The sequence below is a fragment of the Gemmatimonas sp. UBA7669 genome, from assembly GCF_002483225.1.
Taxonomy (GTDB): domain Bacteria; phylum Gemmatimonadota; class Gemmatimonadetes; order Gemmatimonadales; family Gemmatimonadaceae; genus Gemmatimonas.
Window position 1 is genome coordinate 62,342 of sequence record NZ_DLHL01000018.1, and the last position, 395, is coordinate 62,736.

Below are 395 nucleotides of genomic sequence, written 5' to 3' on the forward strand. Positions count from 1 at the left end.
GGGGCTGAAAGGGCAGTCGGGCACAACCACCGCAGTCGGGGCTACCGAAAGGGCAGTTGTGGACGGCCACTGCAGTTTTTGATAGCTACCGCAGTTGTGGGCTGCTACCGCAGTTTGAGCCCGCAGCGGTGGTCAGACGCAGTTGCTGTCGACCGCAGGGGCGGTAACCCTGACTGCGTGGACTCCAACTGCGGTAGCCCAGACTGTGGGCTCAGACTGTAGTGGATTCCCCAGACTGCGGTAGCAGTCCACGACCGCGGTGGCTATCCACGACCGCCCTTTCGGTAGCCCAAACCGCGGTGGCAGTGCCCGACTGCCCTTTCAGCCCCCAGACTGCGGTGGCCGTCCACGACTGCAGGTTCAGTTCCCGCGACTGCGGTTGCAGTCAAGGACTG